Source organism: Mycobacterium cajalii (genome assembly GCF_045809005.2).
GTDB lineage: Bacteria > Actinomycetota > Actinomycetes > Mycobacteriales > Mycobacteriaceae > Mycobacterium.
In genome coordinates this window covers 5,402,933-5,416,978 of record NZ_CM141436.1, presented here as the reverse complement: position 1 = coordinate 5,416,978, position 14,046 = coordinate 5,402,933, and the positions used below count along the sequence as shown (strand labels likewise).

Annotated in this window: 13 protein-coding genes; 9 read left to right on the top strand and 4 right to left on the bottom strand. The window is 70.4% G+C overall.

What is annotated here, in order from left to right:
* The first annotated feature begins 136 nt into the window (after positions 1-136).
* Both ACJ512_RS25760 and ACJ512_RS25755 read left to right on the top strand, forming a co-directional pair.
* Positions 137-1,018, top strand: coding sequence for an oxidoreductase (locus ACJ512_RS25760; protein ID WP_407686655.1), 882 nt, complete (start codon positions 137-139; stop codon positions 1,016-1,018).
* A gap of 121 nt (positions 1,019-1,139) precedes the next feature.
* Positions 1,140-2,066, top strand: coding sequence for a DMT family transporter (locus ACJ512_RS25755; protein WP_407686656.1), 927 nt, complete (start codon positions 1,140-1,142; stop codon positions 2,064-2,066).
* A 23-nt stretch (positions 2,067-2,089) separates the two neighbouring features.
* Here ACJ512_RS25755 and ACJ512_RS25750 read toward each other — a convergent pair whose 3' ends face one another.
* Together ACJ512_RS25750 and ACJ512_RS25745 are read right to left on the bottom strand one after the other, a co-directional pair.
* Positions 2,090-2,785 carry a histidine phosphatase family protein gene (locus ACJ512_RS25750; protein ID WP_407686657.1) on the bottom strand — a complete coding sequence of 232 codons (696 nt, stop codon included), beginning with the start codon at positions 2,783-2,785 and terminating at the stop codon, positions 2,090-2,092.
* A 735-nt stretch (positions 2,786-3,520) separates the two neighbouring features.
* Positions 3,521-5,230 carry a CocE/NonD family hydrolase gene (locus ACJ512_RS25745; RefSeq protein WP_407686659.1) on the bottom strand — a complete coding sequence of 570 codons (1,710 nt, stop codon included), beginning with the start codon at positions 5,228-5,230 and terminating at the stop codon, positions 3,521-3,523.
* A 63-nt stretch (positions 5,231-5,293) separates the two neighbouring features.
* Here ACJ512_RS25745 and ACJ512_RS25740 point away from each other — a divergent pair, with 63 nt between their 5' ends.
* From ACJ512_RS25740 to ACJ512_RS25730, 3 genes are read left to right on the top strand one after another with little or no spacing between them, the layout of a single operon-like run.
* Positions 5,294-5,893 carry a TetR/AcrR family transcriptional regulator gene (locus ACJ512_RS25740; RefSeq protein WP_407686660.1) on the top strand — a complete coding sequence of 200 codons (600 nt, stop codon included), beginning with the start codon at positions 5,294-5,296 and terminating at the stop codon, positions 5,891-5,893.
* Positions 5,894-5,926: 33 nt separating this feature from the next.
* Positions 5,927-6,631: a M15 family metallopeptidase gene (locus ACJ512_RS25735; RefSeq protein WP_407686661.1), complete on the top strand. Its 705-nt coding sequence runs from the start codon at positions 5,927-5,929 to the stop codon at positions 6,629-6,631.
* A gap of 9 nt (positions 6,632-6,640) precedes the next feature.
* On the top strand, positions 6,641-7,453 hold the full coding sequence (locus ACJ512_RS25730) for a methyltransferase domain-containing protein (protein ID WP_407686662.1): 813 nt from the start codon (positions 6,641-6,643) through the stop codon (positions 7,451-7,453).
* Between the two features lie 3 nt (positions 7,454-7,456).
* Here the strand turns inward: ACJ512_RS25730 and ACJ512_RS25725 are convergent, their stop codons facing one another.
* Positions 7,457-8,983, bottom strand: a complete 1,527-nt coding sequence (locus ACJ512_RS25725) for an amidase (RefSeq protein WP_407686663.1) — start codon at positions 8,981-8,983, stop codon at positions 7,457-7,459.
* Positions 8,984-9,088: 105 nt separating this feature from the next.
* Between ACJ512_RS25725 and ACJ512_RS25720 the strand changes: the two genes are divergently transcribed.
* Genes ACJ512_RS25720 through ACJ512_RS25705 form a run of 4 tightly spaced genes read left to right on the top strand, consistent with a single transcriptional unit; the run spans position 9,089 to position 13,073 of the window.
* Entirely contained in the window at positions 9,089-10,666 is a 1,578-nt protein-coding gene (locus ACJ512_RS25720) for a methylmalonyl-CoA mutase family protein (protein ID WP_407686664.1), read from the top strand.
* Positions 10,667-11,092, top strand: coding sequence for a cobalamin-dependent protein (locus ACJ512_RS25715; protein ID WP_407686665.1), 426 nt, complete (start codon positions 10,667-10,669; stop codon positions 11,090-11,092).
* Entirely contained in the window at positions 11,077-12,033 is a 957-nt protein-coding gene (locus ACJ512_RS25710) for an LLM class F420-dependent oxidoreductase (protein WP_407686666.1), read from the top strand. Before ACJ512_RS25715 ends, ACJ512_RS25710 begins: the two co-directional genes overlap by 16 nt.
* A 56-nt stretch (positions 12,034-12,089) precedes the next feature.
* Positions 12,090-13,073, top strand: a complete 984-nt coding sequence (locus ACJ512_RS25705; protein ID WP_461480156.1) for a CaiB/BaiF CoA transferase family protein — start codon at positions 12,090-12,092, stop codon at positions 13,071-13,073.
* 35 nt (positions 13,074-13,108) lie between these two features.
* Here the strand turns inward: ACJ512_RS25705 and ACJ512_RS25700 are convergent, their stop codons facing one another.
* Positions 13,109-14,011 carry a LysR family transcriptional regulator gene (locus ACJ512_RS25700; protein WP_407686668.1) on the bottom strand — a complete coding sequence of 301 codons (903 nt, stop codon included), beginning with the start codon at positions 14,009-14,011 and terminating at the stop codon, positions 13,109-13,111.
* Positions 14,012-14,046: the final 35 nt, after the last annotated feature.

The window sequence follows — 14,046 nt, the reverse complement described above, 5'->3', positions numbered from 1 at the left end:
GCGTTCGCAATGTCGTACTCCTCGAAAATTGCGGAGGCCCAGACGGGTTCCGCGCTTTCCCGAACGATACCCGCGATGTCGTCGTTGTCGATGGGCCGGTCGCTGCCGGACAGGTTTTCTGGCTAGTGTGGCTGTCATGCCGAATTGGACTGCAGCGGAGTTGCCTTCGTTCGCCGGGCGCACCGTCGTCGTCACCGGCGCCAACGGCGGTCTGGGCGAGGTGACCGCCCGCGAACTGGCCAGAGTGGGCGCCCACGTCATCGTGGCGGTACGCAGCACCGAGAAGGGGGAGGCCGCCGTCCGGCGGATGACCGGTCACGCAACCGGGCAGGTCGAGGTTCGCCGGCTCGACCTGCAGGACCTGGCCTGCGTGCGGGACTTCGCCGACGGTGTGGACACCATCGACGTCCTGGTCAACAACGCCGGCATCATGGCCACCGAATTCGCCCGCACGGCCGACGGATTCGAGGCCCAGATCGGCACCAATCATCTCGGGCACTTCGCGCTCACCAACCTGCTGCTGCCCAAGCTCACCGACCGGGTGGTGACGGTGTCCTCGTTGCTGCACCACATCGGTTACCTCAGCGTCAACGACCTGAACTGGCAGTCCCGGCCGTATTCGGCGTGGCTGGCCTACGGCCGGTCCAAGCTCGCCAACCTGATGTTCACCAGCGAGCTGCAGCGCCGGTTCGACGCCGTCGGGTCCTCGCTGCGCGCGTTGGCTGCCCACCCCGGCTGGTCGCACACGAACCTGCAAGGCAACTCCGGCCGCCGATTGGGCGACGCCGCGGTGTTGGCCGCCGATCGAATAGTCGCCACCGACGCCGATTTCGGCGCCCGCCAGACGTTGTACGCGGTGTCGCAGGATCTGCCGGGCGACACCTTCGTCGGCCCGCGATTCGGCCTGTACGGCCGCACCCAGCCGACGTGGCGCAACTGGCCGGCCAAGCGGGCGGCCAAGGCTACCGCGCTCTGGGACCTTTCCGAGCGGCTCACCGCCACCAAATTTCCGCTCTGAGGCAGCGCCTCCCGGCCGCGGCTACATTAGAGACGAGCCGATGAGGCGGTTTCGCCGCGGCGTCCGCCGCGACGAGCCAGGCGCAACGTGGTGTACGCACGGCCGGCGAGGAGGTCACCTCATGTCGAAGACGGATATCGCGGCGCTGCTCGCCCTGTGCGCCGCACTGGCGTCCGCGATCGGCAATGTCGTGCGGCAGCGGTCCGCGCAGGAGGTCACCGACAAGCCGGTCGGTCATCTGACACTGTTCGGCATGCTGTTGCGTGACGGCCGCTGGTGGCTGGGCGGTCTGGGTGACATCGCGAGTTACTGCCTGATCGCGGCGGCCCTCGACAAGGGTTCGGTGATATTGGTCACCGCGCTGCAGGTGACGGCGCTGCTGTTCGCCCTGCCCATCTATGCCCGGTTGTCCCGTCATCGGATCACCAGCCGGGAATGGATGTGGGCGGTGTTGCTGGCCGGGGCGCTGGCGGTGATCGTCGCGGTCGGCAACCCGGCGGCCGGCCAGCAGCGGGCGTCGATGCAGGCCTGGCTGATCGTGGCCGCCGTGCTGGGTCCGGCGGTGGTCCTGGGCCTGATGGGCGCCCGGGCCTGGTCGGACCGCCCCGTCGCGGCCGTGCTGCTGGCGGCGGTGGCCGGCTCGTTGTTGGGGCTGTTCGCGGTGCTGACCAAGAGCGTCGTCGACGTGATCGAGCACGACGCCGCTCACCTGCTGCGCACACCGGAGCTCTACGCGTGGATCTTCGCCGGGGTGGCCGGGATGATCTATCACCAGTCGGCGTATCGCGCCGGCGCGCTGACGGCGTCCTTCCCGACGATCATCGTCGCCAAACCGTTGGTGGGCGGGGTGCTCGGCGTCACCGTGCTCGGCGAGACCCTGCGCGCCGACGGCACCGGCTGGCTGGTGCTGGCCACCGGCGCGGCGTTGGTGATGGTCGCGACGGTCGCCCTCGCGCGCGGGGAGGCCGCCACCGTCGGTGCCGGCGCGGGGCGCGACGTGCGGGTCACCGAGCGGCCCACGGTTCCGTCCCCCGGCTTCAGCGGCTGACGGCTCCGCCGTTCACGCCACGATCAGCACGGCGGCGGATCGGCATCCCACTCGGCCAGATCCCATCCCGTGGAAGGGTTTCCGGTGAGCACCACGCGGCCCAGGTTCGGCAGCGGATTGCCGGCCAGCAGCGAACGGTCGGGATTGTGCACGTTCATCAGCACCCAGAGCATGATCGCGGCGGCGTGCGAGAACGCGACCGGGTTCACGTCGCCGCTGTCGTAGATGCGTTGGACGGCCTCGCCGAAGCGGGCGTTGAATTCGTTGCCGTCGATCGAGCCCGGGATCCGCGCGCTGCGGTCACCGTGCAGCCACCGCAACGGGACGGCCAGGTACGTCTGCGCAATGCCGGCCTCGGGTTGTCCCTCGTACTGGCCGGCCTCGATCTCGCGGAGCCCGGGCAGCACGTCGACCAGTTCGCCCAGCGACTGCGCCGTCGGTGTGGCGGTCTCCTGGGTGCGGATCATGGTGGAGGCGTAGATGCCGTCGTAGCGGTGGGCGCTCAACGGCCCCGCGTCCAGCGTCGCCTGGCACCAGCCCCGCGGCGTGAGTTCCGGGCCGGGCACCGAGGTGTCGATCAGGCCCGAGGCGTTGCCCTCCGACTGGGCGTGGCGCACCAGCGTCAGTGTGATGAGATGCGGGCCGGCCGCGCGCGCGGACCCGCAGCCTGCCACCGACATCGCCAACACCGCGATGGTGGCAACGAAAAGCCTTGGCATCAGCGGATTTTCACCAGTGGCCGCACCGACCGCAGGGCGGGACTCTGCGTCGGGCAGCCCGCGCGGGCAGCCGATGACCAACCGTGTTTCATGCGCGGAGTCTAAGGCGTGTCGAACCGCCGTGCCGGATCACCCCGCGGCATTAGGGACTAACGGCCCTCCACACGCCGCGGGATCGCCGGGCAGCATCAAACGAGTGGGAATGCAGACCCACGGCAGTAACGACGAAAGGCGCCCATCATGAGACGTGATGGCGACGAAGCTGAGTTGTCAGGTAAGAAGGCATCGGAGGGCCGTCCAGGTGATCGCCCCGTGGCCAGCGGTTATGTCGTCTGGCCCGTCCCGGACACCGGAGGGCTTGCGGCGCAGCCGTCTTTGATCCAGGAAATTGCGGCGCGGAGCACGGGGTTCCGCCCCGGGTGGTGACTGGGCCGCGTGCTGCCCTGACTTGCCCGCGAGCCGGCTAGCTGGGCGGAGCGTGCTCGCCGGGCCGCGGACATTCGCCGGGCAGGTGGATGAATACGGCGCCGTCTCCGGACGTCTCGGCCTGGCCGCGTCGCTGCGCAGTCAGGTAGAGCCATCCCGGTTCGATCGGCCGTTTGCAGCGGGCGCACTCTGGGTCGGCGGCCATGGGCTTCTCGCTTCCGTGTACTCACTATCCCGGTCATCATTGTGCGCATCTTCGCGCGCGGAGATGCCGTTATCGGGAACATCGTCGTGAGATCTCCCCGCCGGCTACCCCAGCACCGGGATCAGCAGCCGCGACGACGACCGGACCGTGTTGAGGCTGCTGGTGCCGACGCTGGCGTGGCGGAAGTTCATGATCGTCGGCGCCGAAGGATCCTGGTCGTCGCCGGCGAGCACCAGCCGGATGCGGTGACCCGCCTTGAAGCGACGGGCGTTGGGCACCAACGGTATTCGGTACACGACGGCCTTGCCCAGCGGGATTGCCAGTGGGGTGCGGCACGGCAGCACCGGGGCGCCCGGCCGGCTGGCCGCCTCGTCGACTTCGCGCATGCTGCCGCGCAGCCAGCCCGCGGTCACGTCCACCACCTCGCCGTCGGGGCCCACGTCCCGCAGGGTGGCCATCCAGGCGACGTCGATCGCGGTCGCCGAGGCGACCAGCCGCAACTCGATGTCGCCGGCCACGTCGAGGTCCTCGACCAGCGGTGCGCTGTCCCACGTCAGCATCGACGGGGGGTCGATCTCGCTGGCCTTGACGCGGCCCAGGCCCGACCCCAGCACCAGGAATTCGCGCCCGCCCGGTGCCCCCTCGTCGCCTGCCAGGGTGCCGTCGGCGCGCAGGGCGAGCTCGCGATGCGGGGTCTGCGACGGGGGCCACGACTCGGCGGTGCGCCATTCGTCGGCCCCCGGCAGCAAGTACCGGATGGGCGGGCCGTCGGTGATGCCGGTGTCGCGGCACTTGAGCCAGTGGTCGTACCAGGCCAGCGCCTCGGTGTGCATGCTCTCCCACGGCCAGGTCAGCCCGAACCTGCCCAGCATCCCCATCCGCACCCGGTCGTTGCCCGACAGCGCGTTCCACGCGGCGAAGGTCGACGGCAGGTGCAGTGGCACGTTCTCCCAGTCGCACCCCAGGTAGACCGGGATGTCGATGTTCTTCAGCAGCGGCAACAGGTTTCGCTCCTCCCACCACTCGTCGCGGGCGGGGTGCCGGACCGCGGCCTCGTGCCACAATTCGTCCCAGGGGTGTGGATCGTGCGGCAGCCTGAGCAGTTGGCGCAGCATGGTGACCGCCGCTTCGCCGTTCATGGTTTCGAATTTCTTGTGCACTCGCGAGCTTTTCAGTACCCGGCGGGCCAGGCCGACCGGCTTGCTGCGCCACAGCTTGTCGCTGCGCTCGGAGGTCAGGCCCATCATCGCCAGGAACGGGGTGATGAAGGACGAGCTCAACAGGCCGTGGTGGTTGGCGCCCTCGTAGAGGTCGGCCGTCACGGCCACCGGAAAGATGGCCTTCAGATGGGGTGGTCGCTCGACGGCCGCCTCGAGTTGGGTCATCGCGAAGTAACTGATGCCGATCATGCCGACGTTGCCGTCGCACCACGGTTGCGCGGCGACCCACTCCACGAGGTCGTGCACGTCGCGGCGTTCCTGGGCGTCGAAGAAGTTGAACGTGCCGCCCGAGCCGCAGGTGCCGCGCAGGTTGGCGATGACGTGCACGTAGCCGCGTGGCACCCAGAAGTCCGTCACGCCTGCCTCGATGAAGCCGGCGGGGGCGCCCAGGTCCTGAATCTGGCGCGGATAGGGGGAGGCGGCCAGCAGTGCGGGGAACCGGCCGTCGGCGTGGGGCCGGTGGACGTCGGCGAGCAGGGTGGTGCCGTCGCGCACGGCGATCGCGGTGTTGAGGTCGCTGCGGGATCGGTACCGCGGCTCGCTGAGGTTGCGGTACGCCCGACCGGTGGTCTGCGGGCCGTTCAGCATCGTCATAGTTTCACGCTACGTTGAGACTAGTTTCAACGCAAGATGAAACTTCGCGGGTATGGTGGGGCAATGGCCAAGCGAGCGATCCCCCCGGGCCCGCGCGACGAACGCGGCGTGTTGGCCGGGCGCATCCTGGCGGCGGCACGCGAGGAATTCGCCGAGCACGGCTGGGCCGGCACGGCGATCCGCGCCGTCGCCCGCGCCGCGGACGTGGACCCGGCGCTGGTCTACCACTACTTCGGCTCCAAGGAGGGCCTTCTCGACGCCGCCACCGACCCGCCGCAGAAGTGGCTCGACTCGGTCGTGACGACCTGGGCGGCGCCGCGCTCGGAGCTGGGAAACCAGCTGGTCCGCAACGTGCTGGCCGCCTGGTCCGACGAGGAGGTCGGCCCGGTCCTGCGCGCGGTGCTGCTGACGGCCGCCCACGAGCCCAAGACCCGCGACAAGCTGCGGGCGATCGTCGAGCGCGGCCTGATCGGCGAATCCACCCTGGGGGCCGACGAGGACGAACGGCTGCGGCGCAGCGGTCTGATCGCCACCCAGTTGATCGGTCTGGGGATGGTGCGCTACGTCTGGCGGATCGAGCCGATCGCGTCGATGTCCGACGATGACGTGGTGGCGGCGCTGGCGCCCAACCTGCAGCGCTACGTGGACGGCGACATCGGGTGAGGGTCCGGCGTGGCGACCCGTAACAATGGTCGGATGTCATGGGTGCGGCGGTTTCACGGGCCGGTGATCGCCGTCGCGCTCGCGGTCGGCGCTTGCCAGATTCCGCGGGCCGCCGCCGGGCCGGACGTGCCGCCCGTCAGCGCGGCGGCGCGCGCGGCGGGGTTCGTCGACGTCCGCAGCGTCGTGCCGGACGCCGTCGTCGACCTGCGCTACGCGACGACGAACAACTTCACCCGCACGCAGTTGTATCCATCCGACGCCCGGTGCCTGGTGCACCAGTCGATGGCGCCCGGTCTCGGCGCGGCCGCGGCGGCGCTGCGCCCCCAGGGACACGTGCTGGTGTTCTGGGACTGCTACCGGCCCCACGACGTGCAGGTCAAGATGTTCAACGTCGTGCCCGATCCGGCGTGGGTCGCGCGGCCGGGGCCCTACGCGCACAGCCACGAGTCCGGGCGCTCGGTCGACGTGACGTTCACCAGCGCGGGGCAGCCATGTCCGCCCGGCCGTCATGGCGGCGGGGTGTGCCTGGCCGACATGGGCACCGACTTCGACGACTTCACCCCCCGGGCAACCGCATTCGCCACGCAGGGCGTCAGCTCGGAGGCCCAGGCGAACCGCGCCCAGCTGCGGAACGCGATGACCTACGGCGGGCTGAGCGTGTACTCCGGTGAATGGTGGCATTTCAACGGGCCGGGCGCCGCCGTCGACCGGCCGATCCTCGACGTCCCGGTCGATTAGGGGCGCACGGTGAGCGACGAACCTCGGGCCAACTACACCCATGGACACCACGAGTCGGTGCTGCGCGGCCACCAGCGGCGCACGGCCGACGACTCCGCGGCCTACCTGCTGCCGCAACTGAAACCGGGGCTGTCCCTGCTGGACATCGGGTGCGGGCCCGGGACCATCACCGGCGACCTCGCCGCCCGGGTCGCCCCCGGTCCGGTCACCGCCGTCGACCAGTTCGGTCAGGTCCTCGACGTGGCCCGCGCCGAGGTGCAGCGGCGCAACCTGTCCAACGTCTCGTTCGCCACCGCCGACGTCCACCGGCTCGACTTCCCCGACGACAGCTTCGACGTCGTCCACGCGCATCAGGTGCTGCAGCACGTCGCCGACCCGGTGCTCGCGCTGCGCGAGATGCGGCGCGTGTGCCGGCCGGGCGGGGTCGTGGCGGCCCGCGACGCCGACTACGCCGGATTCGTCTGGTATCCAAGGCTTCCGGCGCTGGATCTGTGGCTTGATCTCTACGAGAAGGCGGCCCGCGCCAACCGCGGCGAACCCGACGCGGGCCGGCGGCTGCTGTCCTGGGCACTCGAGGCCGGGTTCACCGACATCACGCCGACGGGCAGCCTCTGGTGCTACGCCACGCCCGCGACCCGCCAGTGGTGGGGCGGGATGTGGGCCGACCGGATCCTGCATTCGGGGGTGGCGCGCGAGTTGCTGCGGCTCGGCCTGGCCACGCCGGCACAGCTGGAGGAGATCTCCGCGGCGTGGCGGGCCTGGGCCGCGGCCCCGGACGGCTGGCTGGCGATCCCACACGGCGAGATCGTGTGCCGCCCCTGAGCGCTACCCGGGGGAGGGGAATCCCCCGCACAGGGACTCGAACGCGGCGCCGGCCCGCAGCACCGTGGCGTCGTCGAATCGCCTGCCCACGATCATCATCCCGACCGGCAGACCGTCGATGAGCCCGGCGGGCACCGAGAGGGCGGGATGGCCGGTGATGTCCATGGGCGCGGTGTTGGCCGCCTTGCCCAGCGCGCGCCCGAGCAGCCCGACGTCACCGGGACACCCCGCCGGCAGCGGGTCCGCCGTCCCGGGAACGGTCGGCATCACCAGCACGTCGTACTCGGTCAGCGCCGCGTCGTAGGCGGCCCGCACGTGCGGTAACAGGTTGCGCGCCTTGGCATACGATGTGGCGCCCAGCGCCGTCAGGCCATAGTGCCCGCACAGCGCGGTGGCCTTGACGGTGCTGGCCAATTCGTCGGCGTGGGCGACCCGCTGCCGGGCGAAGTGCGCCATGAGTTCCGGGTCGTACCACCCGTCCACGCCGAGACCGTAGCCATTGCCGTCGACCATCTGGTAGGTGGCGCCGTCGGTGAAGATGACGTTGAACACGTGCAGCGCGGTGCGGTGCCAGGGCACGCTGACTTCTTCTACGCGACAACCGCATTCGGTGAACCGCCGGGCGGCCGAGCGGACGAGTTCGTCGGCCTCCGGTGACGAGCCGGGCTGGCCGAAACCCTCGCCGAGGATGCCGACCCGCAGGCCGGCCACGTCGCCGGTGAGCGCGGCCCGGTAGTCGAACGCGGCTGTGGGCTGGCGCTGGCGCGGGTCGTGGCCGTCGGGCCCGGCGAGCACCGTGAGCAACAGTGCGGCGTCGGCGACCGTGCGCGTCATGGGTCCGAGGTGGTCGATCGTCCGCTCGATCGGGAACGCCCCCGTGTAGGGCACCAGGCCGTGGGTCGGCTTGTGCCCGACGATGCCGCACAGCGCCGCCGGGATGCGGATGGAGCCGCCCTGGTCGCCGCCGAGGGCCAGGTCGACGTCTCCGGCGGCGACGAGCGCACCGCTCCCGCTGGAGGACCCGCCCGTCTCGCGCGCGGTGTCCCACGGGTTGCGCACCGGCCCGGAGGCGGAGGTGAAACTCGACCCCGAGCAGCACAGGTCCTCGCAGACGCTCTTGCCGGCGATGGTCGCCCCGGCGGCCAGCAGACGCTCGACGACGGTTGCGTCGCGGCCGGGGACCAACCCCTCGACCGCGCGGGACCCGTTCATCATCGGAACGCCGGCGACGGCGATGTTGTCCTTGACCGCGACCGTCCGGCCCGACAGCGGGCCCTCGGCGCCGGAGCGGATCTCGGTGGTGACATACCAGGCGCCGAGCGGGTTTTCCTCCAGCGTCGGGAACCGGTGGGCGCGCTCGGGGGTCTGTGGCCGCGCCAACTCCTCGTACAGCGCATCGACGACGTCATAGGACGTCAGGGTGCGGTGCACGGCCGCCAGGTAGTCGCGCCGGGCGTCGGCGTCGAGGTGGAAGCCGAAATGGTGTGCCGCGGCGTCCAGGTCGGCCGCCGATGGCCGCGAAACCGTCATGGTGCTCAGTCTAGGAACAGTCCCAGATCGGCGCCGTGGGCATCCTTTGGCCTGGTCAACGGGCGGTATTGGCATTCTCTTTTTTTGCAAGTACGTTATCAGTCGATGGACAACGAGACTCAGACCCCATCGGGCATACCGCTGCGGCCCGTGTACGGGCCGGGGGACAGGACCGCGGAACCTGCGCCGCCCGGACAGTTTCCGTTCACGCGGGGCAATTTCGCGTCGGGCTATCGGGGCAAGCTGTGGACGTTTCGCCAGTACTCGGGCTTCGGCACCGCCGAGGAGTCCAACCGCCGCTACCGATACCTGCTCGAGCAGGGCGGGACCGGCCTGTCGGTGGCTCTCGATCTGCCCACCCAGTGCGGATACGATTCCGATGATCCCGAGTTCGGGGAGGAGGTGGGCCGGGTCGGCGTCGCGGTGGACACCCTGGCCGACTTCGAGATCCTCTTCGACGGCATTCCGTTGGACAAGCTCAGCACGAGCATGACGATCAACGGCACCGCCGCCATCCTGCTGGCCTTCTACGTCGCCGCGGCCGAGAAGAAGGGCATCCCGCGGGCCAAGCTGACCGGGACCATCCAGAACGACATCCTCAAGGAGTACGCCTCGCGCGGCACCTGGATCTGGCCGCCGGAGCCTTCGCTGCGCCTGATCGCCGACACGATCGAGTTCTGCGCGGCCGAAGTACCGCGGTTCAACGCGATCTCGGTGGCCGGGGCCCATTTCCGCGACGCCGGCGCCAACGCGGTGCAGGAGATGGCGTTCACCCTGGCCGACGGCGTCACCTATTGCGACACCGTGGTGGCCCGCGGCCGGATGAGCATCGACCAGTTCGCGCCGCAGATCTCGTTCTTCTTCTACACCCACGGCGACTTCTTCGAGGAGATCGCCAAATACCGTGCGGGACGGCGCCGTTGGGCCACCATCGTGCGGGAGCGCTACGGGGCGGCCACCGACAAGGCGTCGATGTTCCGGTTCGGGTGCGTGTGCGGCGGCGCGTCGCTGTATGGCCCGCAGGCGCGCAACAACGTCGTCCGGGTGGCCTACGAGGCGATGGCGGCGGTGTTGGGCGGGGTGCAGTCGATGTTCACCGCGGCCTGGGACGAGCCGTTCGCGCTGCCCACCGAGGAGTCCACCACGCTGGCGTTGCGCACCCAGCAGATCCTGGCCTACGAGACCGGGGTGGCCGGCGTGGCCGACCCCCTCGGCGGCTCCTACTTCGTCGAGGCGCTCACCGACGCGACCGAGGCGCGCATCGTGGAGATCATGGACGACCTGGAGCGCCACGGCGGCATGGTGGCCGCGATCGAGGACGGCTACCTGCAGGGCCTGATCGCCGATGAGGCCTTTCGGACCCATCAGGACATCGAGGCCGGTACCCGCCCCGTCGTCGGGGTCAACCGCTTCGTCTCCGAGGAGCCCGAACCCGACGTGGTCACCTACGAACTCGACGCCGATGGCCGCGACCTGCAGCTCAAGCGGCTCTCCAAGGTGAAGGCCGAAAGGGACGCGGCGGCAGCGCAATCGGCGTTGGCGGAACTCTCACGAGCCGCGGAGGGCACCGACAACCTGATGCACACGCTGATCGACTGCGCCAACGCCTACTGCACCGTCGGTGAGATGGTCTCCGCGCTCAAAGCGGTGTGGGGCGAGTTCCAGCAGCCGGTGGTGTTCTAGATGGCGGTTCGAGTTCTGGTGGCCAAGCCGGGCCTGGACGGACACGACCGCGGCGCCAAGATCGTGGCGCGCACCCTGCGCGACGCGGGCTTCGAGGTCATCTACACCGGCATCCGGCAACGCATCGAAGACATCGCCTCGATCGCCGTCCAGGAGGACGTCGCGGTCGTGGGCCTGAGCATCCTGTCCGGTGCGCACCTGGCGCTGACCACCCGCACCATCGAGGCCCTGCGTGCCGCCGACGCCGCCGACATCGCCGTGGTCGTCGGAGGCACGATCCCGCACGCCGACGTGCCCAAACTGCTGTCCGCCGGCGCCGCCGCGGTGTTCCCCACCGGGACACCTCTGGACGTGCTGGTCCGCGACATCCGGGCCCTGACCGGCGCCCCCCAACCAGCATCGGAGGAATCGTGCGCGTCGGAGTGATGATCGGTGCCGAGCGCGGCGACATGGCCCGCAAGGCGCACAAGCTGGTCTCCGATATCGAATGGGCCGAGTCCGCGGGCCTGGACACCGCGTGGATGCCGCAGGTTCCCGACGACTTCGACTGCCTTACCATGGTGTCGCTGATGGCCGCGCACAGCTCGCGCATCGAGCTCGGCACCGCGGTGGTGCCGCTGCAGGCCCAGCATCCGGTCGCGCTGGCCCGCCAGGCGCTCTCGACGCACGCGGTGGCCGGTGGCCGGCTGGCGCTGGGTGTCGGGCCGTCGCACCACTGGATCGTCCGCGACATGCTCGGCCTGCCGTACGAGAAACCGGCCGCCTACACCCGCGACTACCTACAGGTGCTGGGCGCCGCCATCGCCGGGCCGGGACCGGTCGACGTCGAGAACGATTCGTTCACCGTGCACAACCCGCTGGCGATCGGGGCAGACACCCCGATGCCGGTGCTGGTCGCCGCGCTCGGGCCGGTGATGCTGCAGATCGCGGGTGAGCTCGCCGACGGTACGGTGCTGTGGATGGCCGACGAACGCGCGATCGGTGAGCACATCGCTCCTAAGATCACCAAGGCCGCCGCGGACGCCGGGCGCCTCGCCCCGCGGATCGTGGCGGGAATCCCGGTATGCCTCTGTGCGCCTGCGCAAGTCGACGAGGCCAAGGAGCGGGCCAACCGTATCCTGGGCGAGGCCGAGGTGTCGCCCAATTACCAGCGCCTGCTCGACCGCGGCGACGCCCGCGATGTCGGCGACCTGTGCGCGGCCGGCGACTCGGAACAGATTCTGCGGCGGTTCCGCTCTTTCGCCGACGCCGGTGTGACCGACCTGTCGGTGCGCCTGTTGCCGATCGGCGCCGGCCGCGACGAACTGGTCGCCTCCAAACAGCGCACCCGCGAGATGATCGCCGCTCTCGCAACGGAGTTGCGTTGACGCGGGGCATTTCCCAGGGCCCGCTGGCGGGAATCCGCATCCTCGAGGTCGGCACCATGCTGGCCGGCCCGTACGCCACCATGCTGCTCGCCGACCTCGGGGCCGAGGTCACCAAGATCGAGCCGGCCGGCGGCGAGATCTCCCGCGGGGTGGGCCCCAGCTACTTCGCCAGCCTCAACCGCAACAAGTCCAGCATCTGCCTGGACCTGAATTCCGGAGCGGGCCAACAACGCCTGGGCGAACTCGTGGCCGACGCCCACGCGCTGCTGGTGAACCTCAAACCGTCGGCCATCCGCCGGCTGGGCCTCACCTACGAGGCGCTGCGGCGCCACAACGAGCGGATCGTGTGCGTGGCGATCACCGGCTTCGGCCTGCACGGCGGCGACGACCCGGCCTTCGACTACGTGGTCCAGGCCTCCACCGGCATCGCCGCCCTGACAGGCGACCCCGACGGTCCTCCGACGCTGCCCGGCTACTCCTCGGCCGACAACTCCACCGGCATGTGTGCGGCGCTCGGATTGCTGGCCAAGATCGTCTCGGGCACCGGCGGGCAGGTCGACGTGTCGCTGCGCGACGTGATGTTCTCGCAGCTGAACTACCACGCCGCGGCCTACCTCAACGACGGCGTGGAGCCGCGGCGCCGGCCGTACGGCGCGCACTCGTATTATGTTCCCGCGCAACTATTCCCGACCGCCGAGGGGCACCTGGCGCTGTTCGTCACGCACGACGGCTTCTGGAAGTCCTTCGCTACCGAGGCGGGTATCGGGGGTTTCGAGACGATGGCCGAACGGGTCGAGCGGCGCGACGAGGTGCTCGCCGTCGTCACCGCGATGCTGGCAACCGACACCGCCGTCGGGTGGGAACGGCGACTGCGTCGCCTCGGGGTGCCGGCGGCCGCCGTGCGCACGCTGCCCGAGGCGCTCGAGGCGACCCCGGAGGTCGTGGTGGCCGCGGGCGACTTCCGGCTCGTCGCCGGCCCGATCCACGTGTCCGGTTACGAGCCGCAGTATCGCCCGCCGCCTGTGTTGCCCGAGGGCTGAATCGGCGCCGCCCTCCGTACGGCCCCACACCGGCCTCAGAACGGCGAGCCCGTGAGGTGCGCCTCGGCGAGCTTGCGGAACGCCGCCACCAACCGGCTCCGGTCCCCGGCGCGCGTGGCGAGCACCACGTGGCAGGGCTCGACGCCCCGCAACGGGACGGTGGTGATGTCGGGCCGCAGGGCGTCGACGCGTAGATCGGGCACAACGGCGACCGCCTGCCCGGAGGCGATCAGCTCGAACTTGTCCTCGAGCGCGTCGACGAACGGTCCATCGGGTGCCCGGCGTCCGTCGGGCCGGGGATCGATGCGCCAGAAGGCGCTCCACAGCGTGTCGGAGTCGCGGACCCGGGGCATCGGTTCGTCGGCGATGTCGTCGAGCGTGACGAATTCCCGGCCCGCGAGCCGGTGGTCGACCGACATGGCCAGCACCCGGGGCTCCTCGTAGAGGATGGTCACGTGCAGTCCGTCGGTGGGGAACGGGAGCCGGGTCACCACCGCGTCCACCCGATGCCCGAGCAATGCGTCCAGGGCCTGGTCCCAATCCAGATGGGACACTTGCACTTCGGCGTCGGGGTGTTCGCGGCGCATCTCGCGCACCGCAGGGGTGACGATCATGCCGGTCGTGTAGCCGATCGCGATGCGGCTGGGCTGGGCGGCGGCCCTGGCCTGGGCGGCGGCATGCGTGGCCGAGCGCAGCAGGGCCTTGGCCCGCGGCAGGAACACCTCCCCGGCCTCCGTCAGCCGGGTGCCTTGCGGCGTGCGATCCAGCAGTCGAACGCCCAGTTGTTGCTCCAGCCGGCGGATCTGCCGGCTCAACGACGGCTGCGCGACGCGCAACGCGGTCGCGGCGCGGCCGAAGTGCCGGTGTTCGGCGACCACCACGAAGTAGCCGACCAGCCGCAGATCGAGGTCGATGACGGGCGATACCGATTCGGTCATGCGGGCAGTGTAACGGCGCTGCGGTCCTTGTCCGC